This window comes from Pseudomonas corni, from assembly GCF_057128765.1.
Map to the genome: position 1 here is coordinate 361634 of NZ_JBSKHW010000003.1, position 22580 is coordinate 384213.

The window sequence follows — 22580 nt, forward strand, 5'->3', positions numbered from 1 at the left end:
GAACGTCACCCGCGATAGGCAAATTGCTCGCGCGACGCTGCTTTCATTTCAATCGAATACCCTGGCCGGGTTGGCGGCATGTACGCGGCATTCTTGATCACGCACGGATCTTCGAAATGCTCATGCAGGTGATCGACGTATTCCACAACGCGCCCTTCATGGGTGCCAGCAATACACAGGTAATCGATCATCGACAGATGCTGCACGGACTCGCACAAACCGACGCCACCGGCATGGGGGCAGACCGGCAGGTTGTATTTGGCGGCCATCAACATCACCGCCAGGACCTCGTTGACCCCGCCCAGGCGACAGGCGTCGATCTGCACCACATCGATCGCTTCGCGCATGATCAGCTGTTTGAAGACGATGCGGTTCTGGCACATCTCGCCGGTTGCTACCTTGACCGGAGCGACGCCGAGACGAATGGTGCGATGGCCTTCCACGTCGTCCGGGCTGGTCGGTTCTTCGATGAACCAGGGTTTGGCGAACGCCAGTTCCCGCACCCAGCCGATGGCGGCGTCGACCTCCCAGATCTGGTTGGCGTCGATCATCAGGTGCCGGTCCGGGCCTAGCACTTCCCGGGCAATGCGCACGCGGCGGATGTCGTCCTGCAAGTCGCGCCCGACCTTGAGCTTGATGTAATCAAACCCGGCGTCCACTGCCTCCTGACACAGACGGCGCAGCTTTTCATCGCCATAGCCAAGCCAGCCAGCGGAGGTGGTGTAGCAGGGATAACCCTTGGCTTGGAGCAGCGCCAGGCGCTCGGCTTTGCCGTTGGCGCGCTCATGCAGCAGCGCGATGGCTTCGTCCGGGGTGATGCAGTCGGTGATGTAGCGAAAGTCGATGCAGCGCACCAGCGCTTCGGGGCTCATGTCGGCCACCAGCCGCCACACCGGTTTGCCTTCGGACTTGGCCCACAGGTCCCACACCGCATTGACCACCGCGCCGGTCGCCAAGTGAATCGCGCCCTTGTCCGGACCGATCCAGCGCAACTGGCTGTCGCTGGTGATGTGGCGCCAGAAGCGGCCCATGTCTTCGGCGATCCACTCAAGCTTCAAACCGACCACCAGGTTCGACAACGCGTTGATCGCCGCGCAACAGATCTCGTTGCCGCGACCGATGGTGAAGGTCAGGCCGTGGCCTTGCAGCGCAGGGTTATCGGTTTCCAGAATCACGTAGGCCGCCGAGTAATCGGGGTCCGGGTTCATGGCGTCGGAGCCGTCCAGGGACTGCGAGGTGGGGAAGCGAATATCTTCGACCCGTAGGCCGGTGAGGGTGGTCATGGCGTCTCCCTTTTTGGATTTATTCTCGGGCTTGCTACGCGGCATCTCTGTAGGGGCGAACTTGTTCGCGAGGCGGCATCAGGCACACCTAATGCTCGCCAACAAGTTCGCTCCAACAGGTCATGCATCGACGGTCAACTGCTCCTGTTCGCCCAGACCTTCAATACCCAGCCGCATACGCTGCCCTGCACGCAAGAACACCGGCTCCGGCTTGATCCCCAAGCCCACGCCCGGCGGCGTACCCGTTGAAATCACGTCCCCCGGTTGCAGGCTCATGAACTGGCTCAGGTAACTCACCAGTTTCGGGATCTGGAAAATCATCGTGCGGGTGTTGCCGTTCTGATAGCGCTTGCCATCCACTTCCAGCCACAGATTGAGCTGATGCGGGTCGGCGATTTCATCCTTGGTCACCAGCCACGGGCCGAGCGGGCCAAAGGTGTCGCAGCCTTTGCCCTTGTCCCAGGTGCCGCCGCGTTCGATCTGGAATTCGCGCTCGGACACATCGTTGATCACGCAATAGCCGACCACATGGTCCATGGCGTTCTGTTCATCGATGTAGCGGCCGCCCTTGCCGATGACCACGCCCAGTTCCACTTCCCAATCAGTCTTTTTCGACTGACGAGGGATTTCGACGTTGTCGTTGGGGCCGACGATGGCACTGGTCCACTTGTTAAAAATGATTGGCTCTTTAGGGATGTCGGCGCCGGTTTCGGCGGCGTGGTCGGCGTAGTTGAGGCCGATGCAGATGAACTTGCCCACTTGCGCCACACACGGCCCAACGCGCGGATTGCCCTCGATGAGGGGCAGCGAATGGGGGTCCAGCGCTTTGAGTTTTTCGATGCTGTCCGGGCTCAATGAGGCTCCGGAGAGGTCGGCAATGTGACCGGACAAATCGCGAATACCACCGTTGCTGTCGAGCAGGGCGGGCAGTTCCTGGCCTTTTTCGCCGTAACGCAGAAGCTTCATAGGGTGTCCTCGTTTTCAATGAAATGGGTGTAACTCTGTAGGAGCGGACTTGTTCGCGAGGCGTTGTGTCAGGCACACCGTGTCGTTTGATCTCGCCAACAAGTTGGCTCCTACAGGTCATGCGTCAGTTGCTCCAACCGCCATCAATGATCTGCGCAGTACCGGTGGTAAAGCCGCTCACCGGGGAACCAAGGTACAACGCCAGCTGCGCGATTTCCTGTGGCGTGCCGAGTCGGCCCATCGGCTGCCGCGCTTCATAGGCGGCATACACCTCATCTTCGCTGCGATGCTCACGCTCGGCCTGGTCCGCCACGCGCTGGCGCAACGACGGCGATTCAACGGTGCCGGGGCAAATGCAATTGCAGCGAATGTTCTGACCGATGAAGTCCGCTGCCACCGAGCGTGTGATGCCAATGACCGCAGCCTTGCTGGCGCAGTAAGCGAAGCGGTTGGGGACGCCTTTGATCGCGGACGCGACCGAAGACATGTTGATGATCGACCCACCGCCGTGCTCCAGCATCGCCGGCAAAAAGGCGCGGATCATGCGGTACATGGCGGTGACGTTGAGTTCGAAGGCGAATGACCAGTCTTTGTCCGAGCATTCGAGAATGTTGCCGCTGTGGACCACGCCTGCGCAGTTGAACAACACGTCCAGCGCCCCGATTTCTGCGGCCAGGCGTTCGATAGCGGCATTGTCGGTGACATCGAGCACGCGCTTGTGGACGCCACTGAGCTGGTCCAGTGCAGCGGCGTTGATGTCCACCGCGAAGACTTCCGCGCCTGCCGCCAGATAAGCCTCGACACTGGCCTTGCCGATGCCCTGGGCGGCGGCGGTGATGAGCACGCGTTTACCGTTGAGATCCATCATGCGTCCTTTGTTTTTATTGTGCGTTGATGCGACCCGATCACCCGAATCGACAGCGCCTGAACGTCTCAGGCTTTGCTATGATCCGCTCAGTGCAGCGATCCAATGGTCAGGCCATTGGACCTGTTTTTAGCACGCACTTTCGCCGTCAACAAGGGGATTTTTTCTCCTGATCAGCGACCGTGCAGCCGCTTCTGAAATTCGAGTTCACGCCCATGCCCGTCCAAATCATTGATAACCAACGTCTTTATCGACAGATCGCCGACCAGCTGCGTGCCCTGATCGACAGCGGGGAATTTCCGCCTGGCAGCCGCTTGCCCGCCGAGCGTGAACTGGCAAAAATGTTAGGCGTGAGCCGGGCGTCGGTGCGCGAGGCAATGATTGCGCTGGAAGTGATCGGACTGGTGGACGTGCGGGTGGGCAACGGAGTGTTGGTCTGTGAGCCGCCGGTGAAGGCACCGACCAACGAGCCGGTGATGACCCAGGTGACGCGCAATCAGTGGAAAGAGCTGGACCCGGAACTGGCCATCGAAGTGGATTTCAGCGCGGAGATTCCGCCGTTTGCGCTGTTACAAGCGCGGCGCCTGATCGAACCGGAAGCAGCGGCGCTTGCGGCGGAAGATGCCAGCGATCAAGAACTGGCACTGATTCACCAGGCTTTTGAGCGTAACTGCCAAGACAATCGCGAAGGCTCCCACACCCATCCCGGTGATCGGTTGTTTCATATCCGTATTGCCCAGGCCTCAGGCAATCCGGCGTATTCGCTGATGATTCAACACCTGCTCGGCCATCGCTACGGCAGCATGTTCCAGCGCTTGCAGGCCCATTACACCTCCGACGATATGCCGCTTCGTTCGGAGCATGAGCATCGATTGATTCTGCAAGCCCTGGATGCACGTAATCCCGAAGCGGCACGGCAAGCGATGGCTGATCACCTGGATGAAGTCATTAGGATATTCAGTCGGGGTAATGCATAACGATTAGAGGCGGACCTTCTGTAGGAGAGAACTTGTTCGCGAGGCGATCTCAATGGTGACACATCAAGATCGCTCGCCAACAAGTTGGCTCCTACAGGATTGCGTTTGGCGGACACTCTGCGGCGCCCATCACCCATCCGTTGACCGCGTCAGCGCTTCCCACTGATCAATCTCCTCACTCAACTGCGCCAGTTTCTCGCGCACCAGCTTCAGCGCATCGCTGCCCAGCAGCAAATGCGCAGGCGGGTTATTGCTGGCGATCAGCTGCAACATGGCTTGGGCCGCTTTGACCGGATCGCCCAGCTGCTTGCCGCTTTTTTCCTCGCGCGCCTGGCGGATCGGGTCGAACAGCGCGTCGTAATCAGCGATCTGCCGGGGCGAGCGCTGCATCGAACGGCCTGCCCAATCGGTACGAAACGAACCCGGCGCCACAGCCGTCACAAACACGCCGAAGGGTTTCAGCTCCTTGCCCAGTGTCTCGGAAATCCCTTCCAGCGCGAATTTGCTGCCGCAGTAGTAGGCGATGCCCGGCATCGTCAAAAAGCCGCCCATGGAGGTGATGTTGATGATGTGCCCGCGCCGACGCTGGCGAAACAACGGCACGAAGGCTTTGGTGATCGCCACTGCGCCGAACACATTGACGTCGAACTGACGACGCATCTCTTCAAGGGGTGATTCCTCGAATACGCCCTCATGACCGTATCCGGCGTTATTGACCAGCACATCCACCGGGCCGAACGTCTGATCGGCGTGGCTGATTGCTGCGTCAATGGCGGCGAAATCAGTGACGTCCAGCAATACGCCATGGGCGTCGGGGGATTGCGCTTCAAAAGCCTGCAAGGCCTCGGCGTTACGCAGGGTGCCGATCACCGCATGCCCGGCAGCCAGTGCCTGTTGCGCCAATGCCTGACCGAAGCCGCTGCTGACGCCGGTGATGAACAGGGTTTTCTTGTCACTCATATCAGTTGCCTCGCTCGTGTTAATGGTCATCGTCGAAAGTCGATGGGGACGGACTCATGGTAGAAGCCAGTGTCCAACGCGCGAAGGTGCAGAGCTGCCGTATGTTTGCCTAATCCTCCCGAACACTGGTGTTCTCCTGGCAAGCAGTGCAGGGTGACATAGCGCTCCTACTTAGCGAATGACCATGACTGACCTATATCCCAACCGCAATAAACGCCAGCGGCGAATCATCACGCTGCTTGAGGCGCTTGCACCGCTGGAAGGCTACACCCTGACCGCATTGCCCAGGGTGCGATTGCTGCGTTCCAACCGGCCGCTGGAAAGGGCGCCAGTGCTATACGATCCGGGCATCGTGATGGTTTGCCAAGGCCGGAAGATTGGCCATTGGGGCGAAGAAACCTTCATCTACGACGCGCAGCAGTGCCTGGTGGTGTCGGTGCCGGTACCGTTCACCATGGCCACCGACGCCAGCGCTGATGAACCGCTGCTGGCGGTGTACTTTCATCTGGATTTCGCGCTGTTGGGCGAGTTGGTGCTGCAACTGGACGAGCAACGGCCGCAGGCACCGAGCTTGCCTAAAGGTATGTATTCATCGCCTATGGATGACGAGCTGAAAGACTCGCTGCTGCGCTTTCTTCAAGCGCTGAACTCACCCGTCGAAAGTACAGTGCTGGGTCCGGCGTTGGAGCGGGAAATCTACTTCAGGATTCTGATGGGCGAGCAGGGCGGTTCGCTGCGGGCCGCCCTCCAAGAGCAAGGACAATTTGGCCGGGTGTCGAAAGCGATCCGCAAAATCCACAGCAGTTTTGCCCAGGCGCTTGATGTCGACGAACTGGCCCGGGAGGCCAACATGAGCGTCACGCGCTTTCATGCGCACTTCAAAGCGGTGACCCACACCTCGCCCATGCAATACGTGAAGTCCACCCGCCTGCATCAGGCGCGGCTGTTGATGCTGCGCAACGGTATGACCGCTGCGGTGGCCTCAGCGGCGGTGGGCTATGAAAGCCCGTCGCAGTTCAGCCGGGAATTCAAAAGACTGTTCGGCCGGACGCCCACCGATGAAGTGACACGCTTGCAGGGCTCGTTTGCGCTGCCAGCGCAGGTGAATTCGATGTACGTGTCATCGCATTGAGGTGAACGCTATCAACTGTAGGAGCGCGCTTGCCCGCGATTGCGGTGGGTCTGAAAAAACTTCATTCACTGACAGACCTCAATCGCGGGCAAGCGCGCTCCTACAGAGATAGCGCAGGCCATCACGCAGTGTTCTTCGTCACCAACCGCAACCCGCTCGCCACGCTGCCCACCGCCGCAAAACACGCACCGATGCTCAATGCCAGCACCGGCCCATGTTCGCTGGAAATCCCGAAGCTCAACGCCACCAATGCAGCACCCGTCGCCTGGCCTATGAGGCGTGCGGTGGCGATGGTGCCACTGGCCCCGCTCGCGCGGTTTTTCGGGGCGCTGGTCATCAGGGCTTTCTGGTTCGGCGCCTGAAAAAATCCAAAACCCAAACCGCAGAGAATCATCCGCGCGCCGATCTCCCAGGCGTTGGCATCCGCCGGCATAGTTGCCAGAGAAATCATCCCGGCACACAGAATCGCCAGCCCAATGCCACCTAGTAGCCCAGGTGCATAACGGTCTGATAATCGGCCTGCGAATGGAGCAATGAACGCCACGATCACCGACCACGGTGTCATCAGAAATCCGGTCTGTACCGGATCGCGACCCAGGGTGGTTTCCAGAAAGAACGGCAGCGAAACAAACGCAAGCCCTTGGGTCGCGAACGAGCAAAACGCCGTCAATGCCGACAGCGCAAACATTGGTCGCTTGAGCAGATCCAGCGGGAACATCGGCGCCGGATGCCCGGCCTCGCGCTTGAGCATCAGCGCGCCGCCCACAAGGAACACGGCTGAGGCCGTTAGCACAGTGGTCAGAGAGCCCAGTTGCGCCGCTTCGCTCAGGGCGAAAATCAGGGCGCCGAAAGTGATGACGTTGAGCAGGGCGGTGATGCGGTCGAAGGTCAGCGTGCCGGGCTTGGTCTTGGGCAACGAGTTCCAGGCGAACACCAGAGCGAAGACGCCAATCGGCAGGTTGATCGCGAACAGCCACGGCCAGTTGGCCACCGACAGCACCAGCGACGCGATGGTCGGCCCGGCGGCGAACGATGTACCGACCACCAACGCGTTGAGCCCCAGCCCACGTCCTAGGCGTTCGTAGGAAAAGATCGAGCTGATCAGCGCGGCGTTCACGCTCATGATCGCGGCGGCGCCCAATCCCTGGAAAACCCGCGCGATGGTCAGCGTCGTCAGTGACCAGGAGAAGGTACATAACGCCGACGCCACCACGAACAGGATCAGCCCGCCGAGGTAGACCTTGCGATGGCCGATCACGCCGCCCAGTGCCGCCAGCGGCAATAAGGTCGCGACTGCCGCCAGTTGATAGGCGTTGATGATCCAGACTGAAGCCGCAGGTGACTCCTTCAGGTCCGCAGCGATGGCGGGGAGGGCAGTGTTGGCAATGGCGGTGTCGAGGGTGGCGAGGGCAATGGACAGCAGAATCGCGACCATGCCGCGAAATTCCAGCGGCGTGAGCTTGGTGCTCGTCCGCGGTAAATCATTGGTGGGTTGGACCATTACCGACAACGCTCCGGGAAAAGGCGTGCGTAAGAGATCTGCAGGCGCAGATGAAGGCCTGATCGTGCCGGTTAATTAGGGTGCTATGCAATCGGAAATGTAGGGAATTACGCAGAGCCCTGTAGGAGCGACCTTGTTCGCGACGCGGCGTGTTTGACACACCGCGTCGGATGTCTCGCCTCCAACCTTGTAGGAGCGCGCTTGCCCGCAATCACCGTGGGTCTGCAAAATCATTTTGGCTGACACACTGCAATCGCGGGCATGCGCGCTCCTACAACTAATCAACCCCCGGGCGTGTCGATATCCGCATCCGTCTCGCCGGTCTGCTTCTGCTCGCTGGTCTTGTCCGCTGACTCAGCTTCCTCCGGTTCGAAATCCGGGGTGTAGCTGTTATCGGTAGACGTCGCCCCCTTGTTGTCCTGGGATTGATTGCCCTGAGCAGGGCTGCTTTCGGCTGGCGCCTGCGTCTGAGCACTGCCGCCTTGAGACTGATCCTGCGCAGGCTGCTTTTCCTTGCCCATGTTGTTATCGGGAGTGTCGGGGTCAATCGCCGGGTCGTTGCGTTCGGTAGTTTGCTGGTTGTCTCGGGTATCCATATGCACCTCTTCTGTCATGTCCTGTTCACAGGACTTACTGATATCGAGGGCAGTGGACGACAGGCGTTCGATCAATCTGCTGACCGGTTAAAACAGGCGCCGCTCAAACGGCGCGATGGGCACCGCTGACGGCCATTCGGCTGCCCAAACGGTAGCGGGAAGAGGGATGCACCAGCCGCACATAGGTGACGATCTTGCCGCTGTGCCAGGTCCGGCGCATCAACACCAGACAAGGCTCGTCGGCATCGATCTGCAAATGTCGGCGTTCGTCGGTGTCTGGGTGACGGGCTTCGACAATGTGCTCCATTTCATCCGGACGGATGATGTCCAGCAGATAAGCACCCGATTGCAGCGCATCGCCGAAGGTCTGCTCCAGAAACGCCGGAGCCATTTCCGGATTGACGTAACGGTCCTCCAACTGCACCGCGACACCTTCTTCGTAATGCACGCACAGCAGATGAAACACTGAAGCGCCGGTAGGCAGGGATAAGGCCGAGGCAATCGGCATTGAGGCTGCCTCGCGACCGACCTGCAATACGTTGCAGTGATAGCGATGGCCTCGGGCGATGATCTCGTCTGCGATGTTGGTGATCCGCAGCAGGTTCGATTGCGGTTTGCTCTCGGCGACAAAGGTGCCAACGCCGGACACCCTCAGCAGGCGGCCTTCTTCGGTCAACTCACGCAGGGCACGGTTGACGGTCATGCGCGACATGCCCAGTTCCAGCACCAGTCGGTTCTCGGACGGGATCAGATCGCCCGCTTTCCATTCGCCGGAAACCAGCTTGCCGTGTACGTAATCCTTGGCCTGGCGGTACAGGGCCTGGGGCGCTGATTTTTGCATCAGCAGCTCCCGCGCCCTGAGGCGTTCATACCTGGCTCGCTTCTTTGTTGTCCTGCCAGAACGCGTTGCGGTCCAGATAGTTCTGCAAAAACTGCTGCAAGCGCGGGTGCTCGGCGTTATGGAAGATTTGCTGCGGCGTACCGCGCGCGACCACTTCGCCCTGATCGAGGAAGATCACCGAGTCGGCCACTTGGGCGGCAAAGCCCATTTCATGGGTGACCACGACCATGGTCATGCCTTCTTTGGCCAGGGTCTTCATCACTTGCAGCACCTCGCCCACCAGTTCCGGGTCCAGCGCCGATGTCGGCTCGTCGAACAGCATGATGTGCGGCTCCATCGCCAGCGCCCGGGCAATCGCCACCCGTTGCTGCTGACCGCCGGAAAGCTGCGCCGGATAGGCGTCGGCCTTGTGCGCCAGGCCGACCTTGTCCAGCATCGTCATGGCGCGCTGTTTCGCTTCACCGGCCGACAATTTGCGCACCTGGCGCAGGGCTTCGCAGACATTGCCCAACGCTGTCATGTGCGGCCACAGATTGAACTGCTGAAAGACCATGCCGACGTTGCGCCGCGTCTGGTTGATCTGCGACTGCGGCGCGCGTTTGCGGCCTTTATCGGTGTCGATCCAGCCCAGCAACTGGCCTTCGACATGGATCGTGCCTTCGTCGTATTCCTCAAGAAAGGCCATGCTGCGCAGCAGGGTGCTTTTGCCCGAACCGGACGGGCCGATCAGGCACACTACTTCCGAACGCTGCACAGTCATGTCGATACCCTTGAGCACGCGCAGGGCGCCGAAGCTTTTGCCGACCTTGTTCAGGGTCAGGATGGGCAGCGCATCGCCGGGCAGGGCTGTGGAAGTCTTCATGGTTTCACCTTGTTTCTGGCGTGTGACGTCTTGCACGGCGCCGCTGGGAATAAGGAAACTGTTCATCGCGGCTGCTTGTTCATGAAGCGGCCGACCCGCACTTCCAGCAGCATGCCCAGACGCGAGCAGCACTCCACCAGAATCAGATAACCGATGCACAGCATCAACAGCGTTTCGACGAAGGCGAAGGTTTCCGAGCCGATGCCGGTCAGGACCATGGTCAGTTCCGGGATGGTGATGATCGACAGCACGGCGGTTTCTTTGCACAGCACGGTGATCATGTTGATCAGCGCAGGGAGGATGATCACCAGCATCTGCGGCACCTGAATGCGCAGGATGCATTGCAGGCGGGTGATCCCCAGGCAATCGGCGGCTTCAAGTTGACCCCGTGCCACTGACTCAAAACCGGTACGGAAGATTTCGGCGAAATATACGCTGCCGTAAACCCCCAGGCCGATGATCCCGGCGGGTATCGGGTCCAGGCTTAGACCAAACGCCGGGCCGCCGTAATACACGAGAAACAGCTGCACCAGAAACGGCGTGCTGCGGATCAGTTCGATGAACACCCGCAGCGGCGCGCGGATAAAGTTGTTGCCGAACACCTGGGCCACGGCGATCAACATGCCCAGTGCCAAACCAAGCACCACGCCGCTGCTCCAGGTGCCGAGGGTGACGAGGAAACCCGAACCAATGTCGGCCCAGTGGTCTGTGATGATTTTCGGGTCGAAGATCATGCGCCGTACTCCTTCAACCGACGTTCCAGCACACCGCCGAAGAACGCCAGCGGGATGTTGATCAGGCAATAGAAGCCGGCCAGCATCAGGTAGTCCTGAACGAACATGTAGTCGCTGGCGGCAAGGTTCTGCGCGGTGCGGGTGAGGTCAGCCAGGCCGACCACCGACACCAGGGACGAGGCCTTGATCAGCAGGATCATTTCGTTGACCAGGGCGGGCAGGGTCAGGCGCACGGCTTGTGGTACGCGGATGCGCATCAACATCTGGCCGGCGCTCATGCCCAGCAGGCCGGCGGCTTCCAGTTGACCGCCGGGGATCGCGAGAAAACCACCGCGCAGGATTTCGGCGGTGTAAGCCCCGGCCGCCAGCGACAGGCCAATGATCGCCGCCACGGTGGGCGAGACATTGGGCAGGCCGATACGCGGCAGGAAGTAATAAATGAACAGCAGTTGCACCAGCAGCGGAATGCCCCGGAACACAAAAATATAAGCACCACCCAGACGCCGAAACAGCGGCACCGGCGACAAGCGCAGGCTGCCGACCACGATGCCGATCACAAAGCCGATGGCCAATGCGGCAATCGACACCTGCAATGTCACCCACAGCGCGTCCAGCAACAGCGGCGCGTTTTGTTGCAGCAAGGGCCAATCGAACATCCATTAACTCCAGATTTGTAGGAGCGCGCCTGCCCGCGATTGCGTTATTCCTGCGCCGAATACATTGACTGACACGACGCTATCGCGGGCAAGCGCGCTCCTACAAAGATCATCGTTTGTCTCAACCTGTAGGAGCGAACTTGTTCGCGAAGCGGTGTGCATGACCCACCGCGGTGGATGCCTCGCCAACAAGTTGGCTCCTACAGGTTTGTGTACGCCCCAGACCTTTGTTGTAGGAGCGCGCTTGCCCGCGATTGCGTTATCCCTTCGCCGGATACGTTGACTGACACGACGCTATCGCGGGCAAGCGCGCTCCTACAGTCATACTTACCAGGTTGGCTCGAAATCGGCCTTAGGCACGTCCATCTCCGCGCCGAGCCATTTTTTCTGCAGCGCTGCCAGACGCCCGTCGTCATGCATTTTAAGAATCGCGGCATCCAGCGCAGCGATCAGGCTGTCGGCTTCGGCATCCTTGCGTCCCAGGTACGCGAAGTAGGACTTCTTACCGAACGGCGGTTGCACCACTTTGTAGAGATTGCTGCGCTCAGCCGCGACGTAGGAGATGTTCGGCAACGAGTTGGCCACCGCGACAATGCGCTTGGCTGCCAGGTCGGCGTAGGCCTGGTTGTTGTCGACGTATTCGCGAATCGTGATCTTCTGCGGCAAGGTCTCGGCAAACTTCTTCAGCTCCTCCAGTTGCGCCGAACCTTTGCCTGCACCTACGGTTTTGCCGGCGATGTCTTCAGGCTTGGTGATGCTGTCGTCCTTGGCGCCGACCATCAGCGCAACGGTGGCCTCGGCAATCGGATAGACGAAGTGATAACGCTCTTTGCGCGCCTTGGTCACGATGATCGGCCCGGCCACCACGTCGAACTTCTTGGCTTCCAGTCCCGGCAACACGCTTGGCCATGGCAGGTCGAGGAACTTGATCTTGACCCCCAGTTCCTTGCCCAGTTGCTCGAACAATTCGGCGTTCAGGCCTTTCTGTTTGCCTGCTTCGGTGAAGTCGAACGGGGCAAATTGCAGCTCGGTGCCCACCACCAATTCGCCAGCTTTTTTGACATCGGCCAGTTGGTCGGCGTGTGCCATCAGCGGCAGCAACGCCAATGCAGCGCTGAAACTCAGACCTTTGAACGTCTTGCTGAACAGAGAATCGACTTGCATGGGTTCGCTCCTAAGTAAGTGCGGCTTCATCAGATGCAGTGTGGGATCGGTGTTCTACGTGGCTTTCGGGTGTGGGGTGTGTACGCAGATCAGTGCAGTTAGCGTGCCATACCGGTATATACAACCCGGGCGAAATCAGCCGAGGACTTTCCCCGGGTTCAAAATACCGTTGGGGTCAAAGCTCATTTTCATTTGGCGCATGGCGGTCAGCGCTTCGTCGCTCACCGAGTGGTGCAGAAACTCGCGCTTGAGCAGGCCGATGCCGTGTTCGGCAGACACCGCGCCACCCAGCTCGCCGACAGCGGCATACACCAGCTCTTCTATTTCCAGAATCGGCGCCGGTTGTGGCAACGAGTTGCAGTCCACGGTCAGGTGCAGATTGCTGTCCCCGATGTGACCGAAATACACGCTACGGTTACCCGGCCAACGCTGTTCCAGGCGCTCGCGGCACAGTTGGGCGAAGTCGCCTATCTGGCCGATGGGCAGGCTGATGTCGAAGTTGAGCGGCGCAAGACGGGTCGGAAACTCAGCGGTGGCTTCGCGGATCTTCCACACACTGCGGGCCTGCGCCTGTGAACTGGCGATGATCGCGTCCACCACTTCTCCGGCGCCCACCGCATCGTTGATCGTCTGCTCCAGCACCTCGCGATTGGCCGAGGACTCCAGCAGTACATACAACGGATACTGATCGGACATTGGCGGGACCGGGTTTTCCAGCCACGAAACGCCCATACGGAAGAAGTCCTGCCACATCAATTCATAAGCCTGAGGCGTGCCGGCCTGCCGTTGAATCCGTCGCAGCAAAGCCACGGCGCTGGCGTAGTCGGGCAGGGCGCAGAGCAGGGTGGTGGTTTCTCCCGGTTGCGGCGCGAGCTTCAAAACAGCGCGGGTGATCACCCCAAGCGTGCCTTCGCTGCCGATGAAGCACTGTTTTAGGTCATAGCCGCAGTTGTTCTTGATCATCTTGTTCATCAGATTCAGCACGCGCCCATCGGCCAGTACCACTTCCAGGCCGAGCACCAGCTCGCGGGTCATGCCATAGCGAATCACTGCGTTGCCCCCGGCATTGGTGGCGATATTGCCGCCGATCTGACACGAGCCGCGCGCGCCGAGGTCCAGCGGGAACAAATAGCCAGCGTCCGAGACCGCTTGTTGAATTTCTTGCAGCGTAGTGCCAGCCCACACACTGACCGTGGCAGCGGCGACGTCGATTTCCTCGATCCCCTTCAAGCGATCCAGCGACAGCGCGAAATCGCTTGTCGTTGGAACGGCGCCACCTGCCAGCCCGGTCATGCCGCCCTGAGGTACGACCGATTGCCTGGCGGCGTTGCAGATGCGCAGCGCGTCGGACACTTCCTGAGTGCTGCGCGGCAGAATCAATGCCGCTGGGCAAGCGGGGGCGTGGCGGGTCCAGTCGCTGTAATGCCGTTGACTGATGGCCTCGCCGGTCAGGACCTGCGCTTCCCCCAGGGCTTTGCGCAGTTGCGAGAGGGTATGTTGGACATCGCTCATCGGTTCAGCTCACGGTGAAAAAAGGGGTAGAAACAGTTGGCGCTGTAGCGCGCAGCTGGTTCAAGTCGGGTTGTCCCAGCAAGGTCAGGGCCAGGCGCAATTCGTTGGCGAGCAAGTCCAGGGCGTGACCTGCGCCGGGCTGTCCGCCAGCGGCTACGCCGTACAACGTCGCCCGACCCAGCAGCACGGCATCTGCACCCAGCGCGCAGGCCTTGAGAATGTCAGTGCCCCGGCGAATGCCACTGTCAAGCAGGATTGTCAGTTTGCCCTTGGCGACGGCGGCGATGGCGGGAAGACAATCAATAGTGGCGGGCACACCGTCCAGCTGCCGCCCGCCATGATTGGTCACGACAATGCCGTCGAGCCCAAGCGCCACCGCCTTTTCGGCATCGCGTGGGTGCAGCAGGCCCTTGAGCAGGAGCTGATTCGGCCAACGATCTCGCAGACGGGCGAGGTAATCCCAGTCGAGGATTTTCTCCATCTGCGCGCCGATGAAGTGCGCGGCGCCTGCGGCATTGCGCTGGTCGGGCGGCAAATAGCTGTCGAGGTTTGCCATGCTCGGCATGCCCTGGGGCCAAAGTGCCTGGCGAATCCAGCGCGGGTGGCGCAGCACGTCAAGCTTGTTGCGCAGGCTCAGCTGGCGCGGTCGTGCGAAATTTCGTTTGTCCCATTCGCGATTGCCCAACAGCACGGCATCGCTGGTGACCAGCAGGGTTTTGCAGCCGACCGCCTCAGCGCGTTGCAGGAGGTCGTCCTGCACCGTTGGTTCGCGCATGCAGTACAGCTGAAACCACAGATTGACCTGCGGCACGGCGGCAACGATCTGCTCCAGCGAGTTGGTCGAAACAGTGCTGAGAGTGAAAGGCAGGCCACGCTCTGTGGCGGCGCGAGCCAGGTGAATATCGGCGTCGCGGTAGAGCATGCCGTTGTAGCCGGTGGGGCCGATAGCCATGGGCAGCGGCAGTTCACGGCCGAGGAGGGTGCGTCGGGTTTCGGTGGCGTGGCAGGGCACCAGGGTTTGCGGCAGCAAGCTGATATCGGCGAAAGCCTGGCGATTGCGCGCGAGGGTCAGCTCCTCTTCGGCGCCGCCGTCGAGATATTCCCAGGCGAAATGCGGCAAGCGACGACGTGCCATCTGTGCCAGTTCGGCAATGCTGTGGGCTCGACGAAAATCCGGGCCTGAATGGTAGCGACGCATGAAGATCCTTGATCCGGCTGTATATACAGCTGAGGCAAGATGCAGGCCATTTCAGATCAGGGTGCGGGAGGTTGGGTTTGAGGGGTTGTTGTAGGACCCAGGCTTATTCGTTGTCGGAAATTGTCACCGAAAGTGGCACCGCATGCGCTTCGGTGCACACTGATGGGGCGTGTCGAAACCGGATGTTCCAACCAGCGATGATCCCCGTGGGAGCGGACCTGTCCGCGAAGAGGCAAGTACAGCCGCCACTGATTCTGTGCCGCTGACATCGCATTCGCGGACAGGTCCGCTCCCACAGGATGTAGCTGCATCTCGGACATGAGAGGTTCGCCAGCGGACAATCACCAAGCAAATGACGCGGCACAGTAAATGCTTCACCTGTCTATACCGCTCCACCCTGATTTCACTCTCCCATCACCGACAGGAGCACCTGATGACTGTCACTGCCAACCTTCCCCTGATCGACATGGCCGGTGTGCGTGAGGGCGATCCAGCGAGTATCCGGCGTGTCGGGGAAGCGATTCGCCAAGCGTGCAGCGAAGTCGGATTCTTCTACATCACCAACCACGGCGTGCCGCAGACGGTGATCGACCAGGCCATGGCCGCCGCCAAAACCTTCTTCGCCCATTCGCCTGAGGTCAAACGTCAGGTCGCCGTCAACAAACGCCATCGCGGCTGGCACGCGTTGGGTGGTGCGCTGATGTACGAAGCGACCAAGCCGGACTTTAAAGAATTCTTCAGCATGGGCCTGGAATTGCCCGAAGACGATCCCTGCGTATTGGCAGGCGAAGCTTTGCGCGGACCGAATCAATGGCCAGCGTTCATGCCCGAATTACGCACGGCCCTGGATGATTACTACGCCGCAATTGCTCACGCCGGGGCTGACTTGTTAAAGGCAGTGGCGGTGGGACTGGGCATCGAACAGGAGTTTTTCGCCCCGAAATACGGCAAGCCCCTACAGCGTACTCAGATGGTGTACTACCCGCCGCATCCACCCATGGCGGAAACCGACCAGTTTGGCGTCGCGCCACACACTGATTACGGCTGCATCACGTTGCTGTATCAGGACAACAGTGGTGGCCTGCAGGTGCGCGAGTTGGGTTCCAACAGCTGGATCGACGCTACGCCCATCGAGGGCAGTCTGGTGGTGAATGTCGGTGATCTGCTGGCGCGCTGGTCCAACGATCGCTTCCGATCGACGCTGCACCGGGTGATCAACAAGTCCGGGCACGAGCGCTACTCCATCGCCACGTTCTATGACCCGACCTACAGCGCGATGGTCGATCCGTGTGATCTGGGGATTGAAGCGAGCGCGAGTCTGTACCCACCGGTTGCGGCGGGGGACTACATCCTCAAGCGCATTGACGACTCGATGGCGTATCGAAAAAAGGCGCAGTAGCGCGATGAACTGTCGATTGTAGGAGCGCGCTTGCCCCCGATTGCGGTATGTCTCTGACAGGTATGTCGTATGACACAAAGCTTTCGCGGGCAAGCGCGCTCCTACAGTTGAGTGTTAGATAACGGCGAGAATCGCCTTCGTCACCGCCTCAATATTGCCTTTGTTCAATGCCGCAACACAGATCCGGCCGGTATCCAGGGCATAGATCCCGAACTCGTTGCGCAAGCGCTGGCACTGTTCAACGGTCAGGCCAGAGTAGGAAAACATCCCGCGCTGACGTGCCACGAAGCTGAAGTCCTGACCCTTTGCATTGCCAGCCAGACGCTGAGCCATCTCTTCGCGCATCCCGCGAATCCGCAGACGCATTTCGCCCAGTTCCTCTGCCCACTGCTGACGCAGTTCAGGGCTGAGCAGCACAGCAGCGACGATGCTCGCGCCGTGGGTCGGCGGGTTGGAGTAGTTGGTGCGAATGACGCGCTTGACCTGGGACAGGACGCGGACGGTTTCTTCTTTCGAATCAGTGACGATCGACAGCGCGCCAACCCGTTCGCCATACAGCGAGAACGATTTAGAGAACGAGCTGGAAGCGAAGAAGGTCAGACCCGAATCGGCGAACAGGCGAACAGCGGCGGCGTCTTCATCAATGCCGTCGCCGAAGCCTTGATAAGCCATGTCCAGAAAAGGCACGTGACCTTTGGTTTTCAGGACTTCGAGGACTTTTTTCCAGTCTTCCAGGGTCAGGTCCACGCCGGTTGGGTTGTGGCAGCAAGCATGCAGCACAACGATGGAGCCCGACGGCAGGTTTTGCAGGTCTTCGAGCATGCCCGCACGGTTGACGTCATGGGTGGCGGCGTCGTAATAGCGATAGTTCTGCACCGGGAAGCCAGCGGTTTCGAACAGGGCGCGATGGTTTTCCCAGCTTGGGTCGCTGATGGCGACCACGGCATTGGGCGAGAGCTGCTTGAGGAAGTCGGCACCGATTTTCAGGGCGCCGGTGCCGCCAACTGCCTGCACCGTCAGGGCGCGACCGGATGCCAGCAATGCGGAGTCGGCTCCAAACAGCAGGGTTTGCACGGCTTTGTCGTAAGCGGCGATGCCATCAATGGGCAAGTAGCCACGAGGAATGTGTTGAGCAACGCGAATGGCCTCGGCTTCGGCAACGGCACGCAGAAGCGGAATCTTCCCTTCTTCATTGCTGTAGACGCCTACACCCAGGTTGACCTTGGTCGTACGGGTATCGGCGTTGAATGCTTCGTTGAGGCCCAGGATTGGATCGCGTGGTGCCATTTCGACAGCGGAGAACAGGCTCATTTTTGCGGCAGCTCTGAATGGAAGTGGAGGGGTAACATCGCTCCGGCCGTATGCACTAGAGCGGTGCGCAAACGGGGAGTCAGTATAGAGAGCATCGTCGGTGGGGGCGACAGGCAGACGCTGGTTTTTTCAAGATATTTCCAGTTATTTCGACCATTAGTCACATGGTGCGTGGCAATTTGATGCTGATGACTTGAAAGGTCTGAGTGGCGACTCCACCTGTAGTCCCATCAACTCCTTTCCTGTGCGTCTTTTCCCTGACGGGATCAGCCGTCTGCGCTCACTTCGTCTCGTTTGCCGTCGTGCATTCCTTGCGAACCAAGAGGTTATTTATGTCCGAGTTCCAGCTCGTAACCCGTTTTGAGCCAGCCGGTGATCAGCCGGAGGCGATTCGTCAGATGGTCGAAGGGATCGAAGCCGGGCTGTCGCACCAGACCCTGTTGGGTGTGACCGGTTCGGGCAAGACGTTCAGCATCGCCAACGTCATCGCCCAGGTTCAGCGCCCGACGCTGGTGCTGGCACCGAACAAGACTCTGGCTGCGCAGTTGTACGGCGAGTTCAAGGCGTTTTTCCCCAACAACGCCGTTGAGTATTTCGTCTCTTACTACGATTACTATCAGCCTGAAGCCTACGTGCCGTCGTCCGACACCTTCATCGAGAAGGATGCGTCGATCAACGATCACATCGAGCAGATGCGACTGTCAGCGACCAAGGCGCTGCTGGAGCGCAAAGACGCCATTATCGTCACCACGGTTTCGTGCATTTATGGTCTGGGCAGTCCGGAAACCTATTTGCGCATGGTGCTGCACGTGGATCGCGGCGACAAGCTCGACCAACGCGCGCTGCTGCGTCGGCTGGCGGACCTGCAATACACCCGCAATGATATGGATTTCGCCCGCGCAACCTTCCGCGTGAGAGGGGATGTAATCGACATCTTCCCCGCTGAATCTGACCTGGAGGCGATCCGCATCGAGCTGTTCGATGACGAAGTCGAGAGCCTTTCGGCATTCGATCCGCTGACCGGCGAGGTTATCCGCAAGCTGCCGCGCTTCACTTTCTATCCGAAAAGCCACTACGTCACGCCCCGCGAGACATTGCTCGATGCGATGGAGAACATCAAGGTCGAACTGGCAGAGCGCCTGGAATACCTGCGCGGCGCCAACAAACTGGTGGAAGCGCAACGCCTAGAGCAGCGTACCCGTTTCGATCTGGAGATGATTCTGGAGCTGGGTTACTGCAACGGCATCGAAAACTACTCGCGCTATCTGTCCGGTCGACCTTCCGGAGCGCCGCCGCCGACCTTGTACGACTACTTGCCGGCGGACGCGCTGCTGGTGATCGACGAATCCCACGTCAGCGTGCCCCAGGTTGGCGCGATGTATAAGGGCGACCGTTCACGTAAAGAGACACTGGTGGAATACGGTTTCCGTCTGCCATCGGCACTTGATAACCGGCCAATGCGGTTTGACGAGTGGGAAAGCATCAGTCCGCAGACCATCTTCGTGTCCGCGACGCCGGGCAACTACGAGGCCGAACATGCAGGTCGCGTGATCGAGCAAGTGGTGCGGCCGACCGGTTTGGTGGACCCCCAGATTGAAGTACGTCCGGCGCTGACACAGGTTGACGACTTGCTCTCGGAGATCTCCAAGCGCGTCGCACTGGAAGAGCGGGTGCTGGTTACCACGCTGACCAAGCGCATGTCCGAAGACTTGACCGACTACCTGGCCGACCACGGTGTGCGCGTGCGTTATCTGCACTCGGACATCGACACGGTTGAACGAGTGGAGATCATTCGTGACTTGCGCCTGGGCACTTTTGACGTGCTGGTGGGCATCAACCTGCTGCGCGAAGGCCTCGACATGCCCGAAGTCTCCCTGGTAGCGATTCTTGATGCGGACAAAGAAGGCTTCTTGCGTTCCGAGCGCTCGTTGATCCAGACCATCGGTCGAGCAGCACGTAATCTCAATGGCCGCGCCATCCTGTACGCCGACCGCATCACCGGCTCCATGGAGCGCGCCATCGGCGAAACGGATCGCCGTCGCGACAAACAGATCGCCTTCAACCTCGAACACGGCATCACCCCCAAAGGCGTTTTCAAGGATGTCGCCGACATCATGGAAGGCGCCACCGTCCCTGGTTCCCGCAGCAAAAAACGCAAAGGCATGGCCAAAGCCGCCGAAGAAAGCGCCAAGTACGAAGCCGAGCTGCGCTCACCGAGCGAGATCACCAAACGTATTCGCCAGTTGGAAGAGAAGATGTACCAGTTGGCGCGGGATCTGGAGTTTGAGGCTGCGGCGCAGATGAGGGATGAGATTGGGAAGTTGAGGGAGCGGTTGTTGGCGGTTTGAATGGGCTTGAATGAGGGGATGTTCCTGCGTGGCTGGGGGCTGCGCGGGTATAACCTTTCAAGCGTTGCGGCGATACCAGACTAAAGGGGCCGTCCCCTTTTTCCGACAGCTGGAAGAGGGGTGTATTAACGAGCCCCGGATCTCGAGTTTAAAGCTGCTGTTGCAGATGCCGTGATGAGAACGGCACGTTGAGGGAACGGTTGTTTTGGTTAGATGACTATGGGGTTCTTAGCTTATGGCTAGGATGCTATCTAGGACAGGTATGTCCTGCACTGTTGAAACGTGAGCGTTTTATATGTGAAGTGCACTTTCCATCCGTCGCCAGCGGATTGTAAGACGTATCGTTTATCTACGCTACTGTATTGAGCTTGCGAAAATGAAACCTGTTTCCATCCTGTAATTTCTAAATCGTCTATCTGGGTGCCCAAAAGTGCGATTACGATTGTGTCGTAGTTTTCCCCCCACTTCCCCCATTTATGGACCTCGATTTCCGGTTGCTGTTTGACATGTAAGTTTAGGCTAAAATCCGCATCTGGATTCAAGCCTAGGTGCCCTATATAGATCTCTCCCGTGATACCGCAACTAAAGATTTTCTTCAGGAAGATGTTGTTGTAAATCGAATCTACGATATTCATTTCACCATCTCAAAAATTGTAGTGGCCATGTGTCCCTTCCACTGATCCAGTGTGTTGCGTGTCACTGAATTTAAGGGTCCGTCCCCTTTTCTCTTCCTGTGTGCCTTCCACTGACCCAACATGCAGGTTGCAATTAAATGTTTATCCTATATAGGTGTTTCCTCTTTGATAAGCTAGGGCCAGGCAGGAAATCGAAAATGACCAGTCAGTGCCGGAAAGCTCTATAGTTAATTCGTTATCTCGTTCAGTGCAAGTAGCTTCCGCGAAATCGAATCCATTCCAGTTATTTATTTCAATTTTGCGGATTCCAACCCCGATCATTTCGAATACGATCACGTCGTAATTTTCCCCCCAGGTCCCCCATTTTGGGATCTCTATAGCAGGCTTTGATTTTATGTGAATATTTATAGAGAACTGTCCTTGGTCAAGCGCAAACTGTCCAACTAAAAAGCTGTTGACCCCGTCAGGGAATATTTTTTTCAGGAAGATGTTGTTGTCTATACAGTCGATTATATTCATATATTCCAGCGTCAAATATCAAAATTATAATGCCCGTGAGTACCTTTGACTGAGCCTGTCAACGGTTTATTGCTAGGTCTAACGTTAAAGTGGGGCTCGGCACCTCGCAGGGGCTCCGCTTTAATATGTCCATAGCTGTGCTCCTGGATGATCACAGTCAAACCTTTGTTGTTGATAAAGTGATAGTCTCTGGTTTGAGCGATCTCCCAGTTCCTTTTGTAGACGTAGCCCCCAAACCCATCCTCTAACTTATGCTTATAAATAGCTTTTGGGATTTGGCTCGCCGGTATTCCTGCATCAAGCCTCGCTTGCCTAAAAGCGTCACTCCGACTCTTTGCCTGATAGGACGTCTTCTTGCCAGGGGTACAACTCCACCCCCAAGGATCAATCCATCCCACCGGGTTAGGCGCATATTGGTACAGATTGAGCCCGCCCGACAAGCCGATCGGGTCGGGGGTGGTGAAGCGGCCGATGTCGGGGTCGTAGTAGCGGAAGGTGTTGTAGTGCAGGCCCGTTTCGCGGTCCAGGTATTGGCCCTGGAAGCGCAGGTTTTGGTGGATGCCGTAGCCCAGGTCGCGGGTTTCCTGGAGGGTCGCGCCCCAGATCTGGAAGGTCGCGCTCCACACGGTTTTGCCGTCGCTGTCGGTGAGCCGTTCGGGCAGGCCGTTGACGTCGTTGTGGTAGTAGCGGGTAATCGAGTGGGTGCCTTGACCTTCGACGCGGGCCAGGGGTTCGTAGCCGTCGTCGGTGTACACGTAAAGCGTGGTGCGGCCGTAGCGCTGTTCTTGCAGCAGGCGCAGGCCATCCCAGATGAAGTCGGTCTTGTCGAGTTCGTAGCCTTCCGGGTGGTGCTCGGTTTTGCCGATGCGCCGGCCGAGCGGGTCGTAGGTCATGCGCACGACGTTGCCGTTCTGGCTCTTCACTTCGATCAGCCGGTGTTCGGCGTCGTAGGTGAAGGTTTGCCGACCGCGCTGGCGGCTGTGTTTTTCGATCATTCGCCCGAAGCCGTCGTAACGGTAGGACGTGTCCCGATACCTCAGCAGTTGGTTGTGGACCACCGGCGGGGTGCTGTTTTTCGGGCCGTCGAGCAGGTTCGCGGCGGGGTCGTAGGCCAGGGTTTC

General features: G+C 59.0%; 21 protein-coding genes. 4 read left to right on the plus strand and 17 right to left on the minus strand.

The features are described from left to right. Positions 1-5: 5 nt before the first annotated feature. The 3 genes from ACWKV9_RS08700 to ACWKV9_RS08710 form a co-directional block, all read right to left on the minus strand. A complete protein-coding gene (locus tag ACWKV9_RS08700; protein ID WP_483835681.1) occupies positions 6-1283 on the minus strand; it encodes an L-fuconate dehydratase in 1278 nt (425 codons plus the stop codon). A gap of 120 nt (positions 1284-1403) precedes the next feature. Continuing rightward, on the minus strand, positions 1404-2249 hold the full coding sequence (locus tag ACWKV9_RS08705) for a fumarylacetoacetate hydrolase family protein (RefSeq protein WP_483835682.1): 846 nt from the start codon (positions 2247-2249) through the stop codon (positions 1404-1406). 124 nt (positions 2250-2373) lie between these two features. Beyond that, positions 2374-3114, minus strand: coding sequence for an SDR family oxidoreductase (locus tag ACWKV9_RS08710; protein WP_483835717.1), 741 nt, complete (start codon positions 3112-3114; stop codon positions 2374-2376). A 215-nt stretch (positions 3115-3329) separates the two neighbouring features. Between ACWKV9_RS08710 and ACWKV9_RS08715 the strand changes: the two genes are divergently transcribed. Further along, entirely contained in the window at positions 3330-4091 is a 762-nt protein-coding gene (locus tag ACWKV9_RS08715; RefSeq protein WP_483835683.1) for a FadR/GntR family transcriptional regulator, read from the plus strand. 129 nt (positions 4092-4220) lie between these two features. On the opposite strand, the gene ACWKV9_RS08720 is transcribed toward ACWKV9_RS08715, so the two are convergent. Continuing rightward, positions 4221-5051, minus strand: coding sequence for an oxidoreductase (locus ACWKV9_RS08720; RefSeq protein WP_483835684.1), 831 nt, complete (start codon positions 5049-5051; stop codon positions 4221-4223). A 184-nt stretch (positions 5052-5235) separates the two neighbouring features. On the opposite strand from ACWKV9_RS08720, the gene ACWKV9_RS08725 reads away from it, so the two are divergent. Then, positions 5236-6183, plus strand: coding sequence for an AraC family transcriptional regulator (locus ACWKV9_RS08725; RefSeq protein ID WP_483835685.1), 948 nt, complete (start codon positions 5236-5238; stop codon positions 6181-6183). Between the two features lie 121 nt (positions 6184-6304). Here the strand turns inward: ACWKV9_RS08725 and ACWKV9_RS08730 are convergent, their stop codons facing one another. The 9 genes from ACWKV9_RS08730 to ACWKV9_RS08770 all read right to left on the minus strand — a co-directional run bounded on the left by ACWKV9_RS08730 (position 6305) and on the right by ACWKV9_RS08770 (position 15247). Then, positions 6305-7618, minus strand: a complete 1314-nt coding sequence (locus tag ACWKV9_RS08730; RefSeq protein ID WP_483835718.1) for an MFS transporter — start codon at positions 7616-7618, stop codon at positions 6305-6307. Between the two features lie 347 nt (positions 7619-7965). Beyond that, complete coding sequence (locus ACWKV9_RS08735; protein ID WP_483835686.1) at positions 7966-8280, minus strand: hypothetical protein; 315 nt, start codon at positions 8278-8280, stop codon at positions 7966-7968. Positions 8281-8383: 103 nt separating this feature from the next. Continuing rightward, positions 8384-9121, minus strand: coding sequence for a histidine utilization transcriptional repressor HutC (gene hutC, locus ACWKV9_RS08740; protein WP_483835687.1), 738 nt, complete (start codon positions 9119-9121; stop codon positions 8384-8386). Between the two features lie 25 nt (positions 9122-9146). Then, complete coding sequence (locus ACWKV9_RS08745; protein ID WP_483835719.1) at positions 9147-9983, minus strand: amino acid ABC transporter ATP-binding protein; 837 nt, start codon at positions 9981-9983, stop codon at positions 9147-9149. A 62-nt stretch (positions 9984-10045) separates the two neighbouring features. After that, positions 10046-10717 (minus strand): amino acid ABC transporter permease, encoded by a 672-nt coding sequence (locus ACWKV9_RS08750; protein ID WP_483835688.1) that lies wholly within the window; start codon positions 10715-10717, stop codon positions 10046-10048. Beyond that, positions 10714-11373, minus strand: coding sequence for an amino acid ABC transporter permease (locus ACWKV9_RS08755; RefSeq protein WP_483835689.1), 660 nt, complete (start codon positions 11371-11373; stop codon positions 10714-10716). Before ACWKV9_RS08755 ends, ACWKV9_RS08750 begins: the two co-directional genes overlap by 4 nt. 327 nt (positions 11374-11700) lie before the next feature. Next, positions 11701-12537, minus strand: coding sequence for a transporter substrate-binding domain-containing protein (locus ACWKV9_RS08760; protein ID WP_483835690.1), 837 nt, complete (start codon positions 12535-12537; stop codon positions 11701-11703). Positions 12538-12672: 135 nt separating this feature from the next. Continuing rightward, positions 12673-14049 carry an FAD-binding oxidoreductase gene (locus ACWKV9_RS08765; protein ID WP_483835691.1) on the minus strand — a complete coding sequence of 459 codons (1377 nt, stop codon included), beginning with the start codon at positions 14047-14049 and terminating at the stop codon, positions 12673-12675. A gap of 4 nt (positions 14050-14053) precedes the next feature. Then, positions 14054-15247, minus strand: a complete 1194-nt coding sequence (locus ACWKV9_RS08770) for an alpha-hydroxy acid oxidase (protein ID WP_483835692.1) — start codon at positions 15245-15247, stop codon at positions 14054-14056. A 433-nt stretch (positions 15248-15680) separates the two neighbouring features. Between ACWKV9_RS08770 and ACWKV9_RS08775 the strand changes: the two genes are divergently transcribed. Continuing rightward, complete coding sequence (locus ACWKV9_RS08775) at positions 15681-16646, plus strand: isopenicillin N synthase family dioxygenase (protein ID WP_483835693.1); 966 nt, start codon at positions 15681-15683, stop codon at positions 16644-16646. A gap of 114 nt (positions 16647-16760) precedes the next feature. On the opposite strand, the gene ACWKV9_RS08780 is transcribed toward ACWKV9_RS08775, so the two are convergent. Then, positions 16761-17957, minus strand: coding sequence for an amino acid aminotransferase (locus tag ACWKV9_RS08780; protein WP_483835694.1), 1197 nt, complete (start codon positions 17955-17957; stop codon positions 16761-16763). 332 nt (positions 17958-18289) lie between these two features. Between ACWKV9_RS08780 and uvrB the strand changes: the two genes are divergently transcribed. After that, positions 18290-20305, plus strand: a complete 2016-nt coding sequence (gene uvrB / locus ACWKV9_RS08785) for an excinuclease ABC subunit UvrB (RefSeq protein ID WP_483835695.1) — start codon at positions 18290-18292, stop codon at positions 20303-20305. Positions 20306-20556: 251 nt separating this feature from the next. Here the strand turns inward: uvrB and ACWKV9_RS08790 are convergent, their stop codons facing one another. The 3 genes from ACWKV9_RS08790 to ACWKV9_RS08800 all read right to left on the minus strand — a co-directional run. Beyond that, complete coding sequence (locus ACWKV9_RS08790; RefSeq protein ID WP_483835696.1) at positions 20557-20940, minus strand: Imm50 family immunity protein; 384 nt, start codon at positions 20938-20940, stop codon at positions 20557-20559. Between the two features lie 141 nt (positions 20941-21081). Further along, positions 21082-21459, minus strand: a complete 378-nt coding sequence (locus tag ACWKV9_RS08795) for a hypothetical protein (protein WP_483835697.1) — start codon at positions 21457-21459, stop codon at positions 21082-21084. Between the two features lie 11 nt (positions 21460-21470). Further along, the coding region (locus ACWKV9_RS08800; protein ID WP_483835698.1) for an RHS repeat-associated core domain-containing protein at positions 21471-22580 on the minus strand (1110 nt) is incomplete at its 5' end.

Excerpts from the sequence above, each read along its gene's own strand:
- ACWKV9_RS08780 (WP_483835694.1), bottom strand. The coding sequence starts at position 17,957 with ATGAGCCTGTTCTCCGCTGTCGAAATGGCACCACGCGATCCAATCCTG.
- ACWKV9_RS08705 (WP_483835682.1), bottom strand. The coding sequence starts at position 2,249 with ATGAAGCTTCTGCGTTACGGCGAAAAAGGCCAGGAACTGCCCGCCCTG.
- ACWKV9_RS08700 (WP_483835681.1), bottom strand. The coding sequence starts at position 1,283 with ATGACCACCCTCACCGGCCTACGGGTCGAAGATATTCGCTTCCCCACC.
- hutC (WP_483835687.1), bottom strand. The coding sequence starts at position 9,121 with ATGCAAAAATCAGCGCCCCAGGCCCTGTACCGCCAGGCCAAGGATTAC.
- ACWKV9_RS08760 (WP_483835690.1), bottom strand. The coding sequence starts at position 12,537 with ATGCAAGTCGATTCTCTGTTCAGCAAGACGTTCAAAGGTCTGAGTTTC.
- ACWKV9_RS08775 (WP_483835693.1), top strand. The coding sequence starts at position 15,681 with ATGACTGTCACTGCCAACCTTCCCCTGATCGACATGGCCGGTGTGCGT.
- uvrB (WP_483835695.1), top strand. The coding sequence starts at position 18,290 with ATGTCCGAGTTCCAGCTCGTAACCCGTTTTGAGCCAGCCGGTGATCAG.
- ACWKV9_RS08795 (WP_483835697.1), bottom strand. The coding sequence starts at position 21,459 with ATGAATATAATCGACTGTATAGACAACAACATCTTCCTGAAAAAAATA.
- ACWKV9_RS08730 (WP_483835718.1), bottom strand. The coding sequence starts at position 7,618 with ATGGTCGCGATTCTGCTGTCCATTGCCCTCGCCACCCTCGACACCGCC.
- ACWKV9_RS08720 (WP_483835684.1), bottom strand. The coding sequence starts at position 5,051 with ATGAGTGACAAGAAAACCCTGTTCATCACCGGCGTCAGCAGCGGCTTC.
- ACWKV9_RS08765 (WP_483835691.1), bottom strand. The coding sequence starts at position 14,049 with ATGAGCGATGTCCAACATACCCTCTCGCAACTGCGCAAAGCCCTGGGG.
- ACWKV9_RS08710 (WP_483835717.1), bottom strand. The coding sequence starts at position 3,114 with ATGGATCTCAACGGTAAACGCGTGCTCATCACCGCCGCCGCCCAGGGC.
- ACWKV9_RS08725 (WP_483835685.1), top strand. The coding sequence starts at position 5,236 with ATGACTGACCTATATCCCAACCGCAATAAACGCCAGCGGCGAATCATC.
- ACWKV9_RS08750 (WP_483835688.1), bottom strand. The coding sequence starts at position 10,717 with ATGATCTTCGACCCGAAAATCATCACAGACCACTGGGCCGACATTGGT.
- ACWKV9_RS08745 (WP_483835719.1), bottom strand. The coding sequence starts at position 9,983 with ATGAAGACTTCCACAGCCCTGCCCGGCGATGCGCTGCCCATCCTGACC.
- ACWKV9_RS08735 (WP_483835686.1), bottom strand. The coding sequence starts at position 8,280 with ATGGATACCCGAGACAACCAGCAAACTACCGAACGCAACGACCCGGCG.
- ACWKV9_RS08755 (WP_483835689.1), bottom strand. The coding sequence starts at position 11,373 with ATGTTCGATTGGCCCTTGCTGCAACAAAACGCGCCGCTGTTGCTGGAC.
- ACWKV9_RS08770 (WP_483835692.1), bottom strand. The coding sequence starts at position 15,247 with ATGCGTCGCTACCATTCAGGCCCGGATTTTCGTCGAGCCCACAGCATT.
- ACWKV9_RS08790 (WP_483835696.1), bottom strand. The coding sequence starts at position 20,940 with ATGAATATCGTAGATTCGATTTACAACAACATCTTCCTGAAGAAAATC.
- ACWKV9_RS08715 (WP_483835683.1), top strand. The coding sequence starts at position 3,330 with ATGCCCGTCCAAATCATTGATAACCAACGTCTTTATCGACAGATCGCC.